The organism is Glaciimonas sp. GG7 (assembly GCF_052976905.1).
On sequence record NZ_JBRIIQ010000147.1, the window covers coordinates 1 to 6741 of the forward strand.

6 protein-coding genes are annotated in these 6741 nt (G+C 52.4%); all 6 read left to right on the top strand.

Annotation, left to right across the window (positions count from 1 at the left end; translation table 11 throughout):
* The first annotated feature begins 58 nt into the window (after window positions 1–58).
* The 6 genes from ACVBEF_RS19890 (at window position 59) to hmpA (ending at window position 6687) form a co-directional block, all read left to right on the top strand.
* Window positions 59–1279 (top strand): KS-MAT linker domain-containing protein, encoded by a 1221-nt coding sequence (locus ACVBEF_RS19890; protein ID WP_447125651.1) that lies wholly within the window; start codon window positions 59–61, stop codon window positions 1277–1279.
* A 1-nt stretch (window position 1280) separates the two neighbouring features.
* Complete coding sequence (locus ACVBEF_RS19895) at window positions 1281–2111, top strand: alpha/beta fold hydrolase (protein WP_447125652.1); 831 nt, start codon at window positions 1281–1283, stop codon at window positions 2109–2111.
* Entirely contained in the window at window positions 2102–3598 is a 1497-nt protein-coding gene (locus ACVBEF_RS19900) for a flavin-containing monooxygenase (RefSeq protein WP_447125653.1), read from the top strand. The genes ACVBEF_RS19895 and ACVBEF_RS19900 overlap by 10 nt, the downstream gene beginning before the upstream one ends.
* A gap of 236 nt (window positions 3599–3834) precedes the next feature.
* The gene (locus ACVBEF_RS19905; RefSeq protein ID WP_447125654.1) at window positions 3835–4734 is read left to right on the top strand and encodes a class I SAM-dependent methyltransferase; all 900 of its coding nucleotides are present in this window, start codon (window positions 3835–3837) and stop codon (window positions 4732–4734) included.
* Window positions 4735–4905: 171 nt separating this feature from the next.
* Entirely contained in the window at window positions 4906–5367 is a 462-nt protein-coding gene (locus tag ACVBEF_RS19910) for an RrF2 family transcriptional regulator (protein WP_447125655.1), read from the top strand.
* A 93-nt stretch (window positions 5368–5460) separates the two neighbouring features.
* Entirely contained in the window at window positions 5461–6687 is a 1227-nt protein-coding gene (hmpA, locus tag ACVBEF_RS19915; protein WP_447125656.1) for an NO-inducible flavohemoprotein, read from the top strand.
* Window positions 6688–6741 lie beyond the last annotated feature (54 nt).

Sequence of the window (6741 nt, forward strand, 5' to 3'; positions counted from 1 at the left end):
GTCTCCGACTCAGTAGTTCTATGCCGAGTACCACGGACAAGCACGAATCGATGAAGGTTTGCCTGCGCAATATTGCGCAGTAGGCTCAATCAAAAGCAATATCGGTCATCTGGAACTGGCCGCCGGTGTGACGGGGATGATCAAAGTCTTGCTGCAAATGCGCCATCGCACATTGGTCAAGAGTTTGCATTGTGAAGAGATCAATCCGTACATCGCATTAAGCGATAGCCCGTTTTACATCGTTCAGAAAGCGCAGACTTGGGAGGCGTTCAAAGACGATCGCGGCATAGCGTTACCGCGCCGTGCAGGCGTGAGTTCGTTCGGTTTTGGTGGAACCAATGCCCATGTGGTAATGGAAGAATATATCGCCCCAGAGCGGCCTGTTACAGCATTCAATGGCCAGGTCCTGATTTTGCTCTCGGCCCGCAGCGAGGACCGACTGATGGTGCAGGTAACGCAGTTGCTCAGCCATCTGAAGACGCATGACGTCAATCTGATCGATCTTGCCTACACCTTACAGGTCGGGCGTGAGGCGTTGGAGGTGCGCTGTGCGTTCGTTGTCGATACAGTTGAAGGCTTGAAGGATCGCTTATCGCGCTATATAAAAGGCGCTACGACACTGGCTCATACGTATCACGGCGCAGGCAAACGCGAACAGGATACGCTGGCACTGTTCCATGCCGATGAAGCGTTGCAGGAGGCGATTGGGAAGTGGATCGCAGGCGGAAAAATAAGCAAGTTGGCAGCGTTATGGGTGTTAGGGATGGAGGTGTCGTGGGAACAGTTATACGGCTCGGATATCTGCTTAACCAAGCCTCGGCGTCTGAGTTTGCCGACCTATCCGTTTATGCAGGAGCGCTGCTGGATACCTACACCGGTTGCGTTGCAAACGGTGGCAGTGGCGCAGCCGATGCGAGCCGATCCGATGCTGACTGAAGCGATAGTCTCAGCTCCAGCCCCGGCATTGTTGGCCTGTGCCGATACCTTACAAGTGCGCATTGAATCTGAAGTCACTGCATTGGTCGCTAAGCATGTCGGGATTGCGCAGGAAGAGCTGGCACTGGATATTCCGGTGAGTGAATTTGGTTTCGATTCAGTGATGTTGCTACCGTTTCTCAATGCGCTCAATCAACTCTACCAATTGGATATAGAGCCGACGGTGTTTTTCGACTATCAAACGATTGCAGCTTTGGCCGGATATTTGACGCAAGAGTTGACGCCAACGCTACAGGTTTCAGCGCCAGCCGACGTTTCACTGATCTTGAATGCGAGTGCTTGATATGCCGAAAATTAACGTCGCTGGCAGTGCCATGTATTACGTCGATCGCGGGCAGGGCGTTCCGGTTGTTTTGTTGCATAGTTACATGGCCAACGCGATGATGTGGACGCCTCAGATTCGCGCACTTGAGGCGCATTGCCGGGTGATCGTGCCGGACTTGTGGGGGCATGGGTTTTCTGCATCATTACCTCAAGGCACGGCCGACTTAACAGCTTTGGCGCAACACCTCCTGCCCCTGCTCGATACCCTGGAAGCTGAAAAATGTATCGTCATCGGTCAGTCGGTCGGCGGCATGCTGGCCGGAGAACTTGCCTTGGCTTTTCCGCAGCGCATTGCGGCAACCGGTTTGATCTCGACCTATCTTGGCCCTGAACCTGAGGTCTCAAGGTTGCGCTTTTTATCCATGCTTGATGAGGTTGAAAAGTCAGGGGTATTTACACCGGAACGCATTGAAGAATTGTTGCTGATTTTTTTTGCGTCTGGCGATAATCCGGTGGCGGAAAAATTAAAAATTTCCTACCGTCATCTGCTGGCGACCTTCGATGCGGGCAAAGTCATCGACAGTATCGTGCCGATTGGTCGCATGACTTTCAATCGACGCGATTTGCTGGCACGTCTTGGGGAACTTGATCCGGAAACCACCCTCATTATCTGCGGCGAACATGACACTGTGCGTCCTCCGACAGAGTCAAAGAACATGGCCCGGCTAATCGGTTGCCCCTACATTGAAGTGCCCGATGCCGGGCATACGCCGAATCTTGAATCGGCTGAATATATTACGCAGTCGCTTATTGCATTTATTCAAAAAGTGGAGGCTCAGGTATGCCGCTAAAACTTGTTAAAAGCATGTCCCGACAACCGCTCAGTATTGCCATCATCGGCGGCGGTTTCGCTGGTTTGAGTATGGGCTACTACTTAAAACAGGCCGGTATCGAGGACTTCACCATTTTCGAAAAGGCGCAGGAGACAGGCGGCGTCTGGCGTGAAAATACCTATCCCGGTGCTGCTTGCGATATTCCCTCGCATCTGTATTCTTTCTCCTTCGAAGCGCACTATCCCTGGAGTTGCCGTTACGGGAAACAGTCGGAAATCCTCGCCTACACCCGACATGTAGCGAACAAATACGATTTGCAGCGCCATTTTCGGTTCGGCAAAGAAGTCGTCAGTGCCGCCTACGATGCAGTACGCAGGCTGTGGCGGGTGCAATTTAGCGATGGCGAGGAAATGGAAGTCAACATACTCATATCGGCAGTAGGACAGTTGCATCGTCCCGCTTATCCCGACTTGCCGGGCATTGCACACTTTACCGGCAAGACTTTTCACTCGGCGCGCTGGGACCACCATTACGATTTCAGCCAAGCGAGCGTGGCCGTGATCGGTAGCGGGGCCAGTGCGGTACAGTTTGTTCCCGAAATTGCCGGGCAAGTCAGGCAGCTCTATTTGTTCCAGCGTTCGCCTGGATGGTGCGTGCCGAAGTTTGATCACACCTTTAACCGATTTGAGCGCTGGCTGTTCAATACCGTACCGATGTTGTACAGCCTCGACCGCTGGCGTATTTTCGGGCTCATGGAATTCCTCGCCTGCGCAACAGTCAGGCGCGGCCTGTTGAGTAAGCTTGCCGACGGCGTACTGAAACTGATGTCCAAGGTGCAGATGCGCATACAAGTACGCAATCCTGCGCTACGTCGTAAGCTCACGCCAGACTCCCCGTTGGGTTGCAAACGGACCTTACTCTCGAACGACTGGTTCAGAAGCCTGACACGGCCCAATGTGGAAGTCGTTACCGGGGCCATCACCGACGTCACCGCCGATGGCATCAACAGCACTGACGGCAAGCTGCGTAAGGTTGACGCCATTATCTATAGCACCGGCTTTGCTGCTACGCAGTTTCTGGCACCGATGGAATTGACGGGCCGTAACGGACTATCCTTGCGCGAACTGTGGCGCGATGGCGCTGAGGCTTACCTTGGTGTTGGCGTGGCTGGCTTTCCTAATTTCTTTATGCTGTACGGCCCCAATACCAACTTAGGCATCGGCTCCATCATTTACATGCTGGAAACACAGGCCAACTACATCGCCCAATGCGCGCAGCAGCTTGAGAAGCGTGGTCTGCGCGCAATGGAAGTGCGTGGCGAGGCTCAGTACGCTTATAACGTGGAATTACGGCAACGCAATGGCAACACGCCATTCGAATCAGGCTGCCATAGCTGGTACATCGGACCGGACGGTCGCAATACCAACAATTGGGTCGGTAGCATGAGCGAGTACCGGCGCAGGTTGCGCACACCTCAGATGGAGGACTACATAGTCGAGTCATGAGCGATTGTTGTCATCGTTGTATTAAAAATAAACGCCTGATGTGACTACATCGGGCGTTTTACGATGGGTCCACCAGTTAACTGTCCGTCAGTGAAGACGGTTATTTCCACCTCTTTGAAAAACGAAAGCTGTCAATACTGACAGCTTTCGTTTGATGGGCAGGGGTCTATATATTGATGTTGAATTTGTACAATAAGTATGTGACCGATGGACTAACACTACAGGAGAGGATGACTATGCACGAGAAAGACTTCCAGACGACTCCGCATGTGCAATCGCCATTGCGCGTCACCGATAACGCCGGGCCCAAGCCGAGCGCACAAATGGTTGCCATCATGCGCGCGACACATCAACTTCTCGACAGCCCTTTAGTGTTAGACGATCCGTTAGCCCTGCGCATATTGGGGAGTACAGAAGAAACCTGGCTACGTAGTCATTACCAACAACATAATGATCAGCTATCAACGCAACTAAGAGCCTTGATGGTGGTACGCAGCCGATTGACTGAAGATGAATGGTTAGCCGCTGAGCGCAACGGGGTGCGCCAATACGTCATTCTCGGCGCAGGGCTAGATACTTACCCTTACCGTTGCGGGCCGCAAAATGCGCGTATCTTTGAAGTCGATCTGCCTGCCACGCAAGCATGGAAGCGCGCATGCCTGCATGCAGCCGGTATTGCGATACCGGCAGACCTGACCTATGTACCGATTGATTTCGAAGAGTCTGACCTGGAGCAAGTCCTGATGCAGGCCGGACTGCGCAAAGATGCCCCGGTATTTTTTTCATGGCTCGGTGTGACGTTCTATATCGAAGAAGCGGCCATCATGAAGACACTGAGTTTTATTGCCTCCTGCGCCGCGGGAAGCGCCGTCATTTTTGATTACGGCGTACCGCCTTCAACGCTAACGCCGACCGAGCGCGTCAGTCTGGAATCGGTGACAGCACAGATCACCGCAGGCGGAGAACCCTGGAAAACCTATCTTGATCCAGCATCCCTGAGCAGCAAACTGCACGCGCTCGGCTTCAGTGAGGCGCATAATTTTAGTTCGCAGCAGCTCAATGATCGCTACCTGTCCGGGCGAACGGACCGATTGCAGATGGGGGAGATGTGCAGATTGATGCATGCCAGCGTTTGATTCTGAAACGTAACGTCTCAGGTCAGTTTGGTAGCAATATTTAGCTGGTATTAGAATCGTCAGGATGCAGTGATGACTGTTGTGGACTGGTTTCGATATCTTTATTGTTGCATTTTAGATGTATTAAATGTATTCTCTTTGCCAATCCTCAACATTCACAAGAAATGCGCAATGCAACTCACGAAATTTACCGATTACGGATTACGCGTATTGATGTATCTGGCCGTCATACCGGAGCAAAGTCTGGTGACTGTGGGGGAACTGGCGCAACGTTTTGATATTCCGAAAAACCACCTCAATAAAGTCGTTAATCGGATGGTCAAGCAGGGTTGGATCATCGCCACACCGGGGCGTAACGGTGGCGTACGCATCATGCAAGCGCCTGAGACCTTGCATCTCGGCGATATTTTGCAGGTGATGGAAGGGCATATCGAGCTTGTTGATTGCGAACAGCCGCGATGCGTATTGAAGGGAAACTGCTATTTAAAGCGCATCCTCGATAGTGGCCAACGCGAGTTTTACGCCAACATGAATCGCTACAGTCTGGCCCAATTGGTACAACCGGAAACAGCCGGGCCACAAACAACAAGTATCATCGCGCGCATGCATTTTCAGTCGTCGGTATTGCAATAAACGTTTTTTGCAGTATTGACCGCACAGGCTGCATTTTTAGTTGTTTTGGCTTTTAATTGTTGCATTTAAAATATAACATTTGGAGTATTACTGATGATTTCTACCAGCGCTCGTCCCTATATCGATGCTTCTGTCCCCGTACTACGTGAGCACGGCGTCGCCATTTCCACCCGGTTTTATGCGCGTTTGTTTGCAGCGCATCCCGAACTGAAGAACATGTTCAATATGGGCAATCAGCAAAATGGCACTCAGCAGCAGGCCCTGGCCGGTGCTTTGTTTTCATATGCGGCCAATATCGATAATCCAGATGCTCTGACGCCCGTGATCGGCCGGATTGTGCAAAAACATATTAGCCTCGGTATCCGTGCCGAGCACTATCCAATCGTCGGCCACCATTTGCTCGCCGCCATTAGCGAGGTGCTCGGGGCAGCCGCGACGCCGGAACTGATCGCTGCCTGGGCTGAGGCCTACGGCTTGTTGGCTGATGCGTTGATCGGCGAAGAAGAAAAACAGTACCAGGCGCATCAGATTGCACCCGGACAACAGCGCGAGATGATCGTCACACGCAAGCAAAAAGAAAGCGCAACCGTCACCTCTTTCTATCTCAAGCCAGCCGATGGTTTGCCGTTGCCGTCATTTCAGCCCGGTCAATACATCAGTGTCGCCACAACGATAGCGGCGTTGAACTTGCGCCAATTGCGCCAATACAGTTTGTCCGGCGCACCAGATCAGGCGCATTGGCGTATCAGCGTCAAGCGAGAGGACCAAAGCGTACAGGGTAACCCCGCCGGCATGGTGTCGAATCAGCTTCATGCAAGTCTCGATGAAGGCGACACATTGTGGGTAAGCATTCCTTGCGGCGATTTCGTCATGACTAAAAATGCCAACGCTGCGTTAATCCTCATCAGCGCAGGCGTCGGCGTTACCCCCATGATGAGCATGTTGCACGACAGCTTGCGGCATATGCCTGCGCGTCCGGTACATTTTTTATACGCCACCCTCAATGGGCATCACCATCCCCTCAAGGCAGAATTGCAAGCCTTGCAGAAGTTTTCTGCCAAAGAATCCGTCCTCACCACCCATTTTTCTTATGCCGTACCGTCAGAGGACGATCAGGTAACGAATGATTTTGATCATGTCGGTTATCTGCAGCTGGATCGATTGGACCCGGCGTTGTTGCCAAAAAACGGGGACTATTATTTGTGTGGCCCCGGTGCTTTTATGCGTGAGCAGCGTCAGGCTTTGCTTGATCGCGGAATTGCCGCCGATCAGATTCGGCAGGAAGTCTTCGGCCCGACTTTATTGGAGCATTTGCAGTAACTCTCCATGCGCTGATTAGTGATCTTGATCATCTCGGCGCATTAATGGACGTGC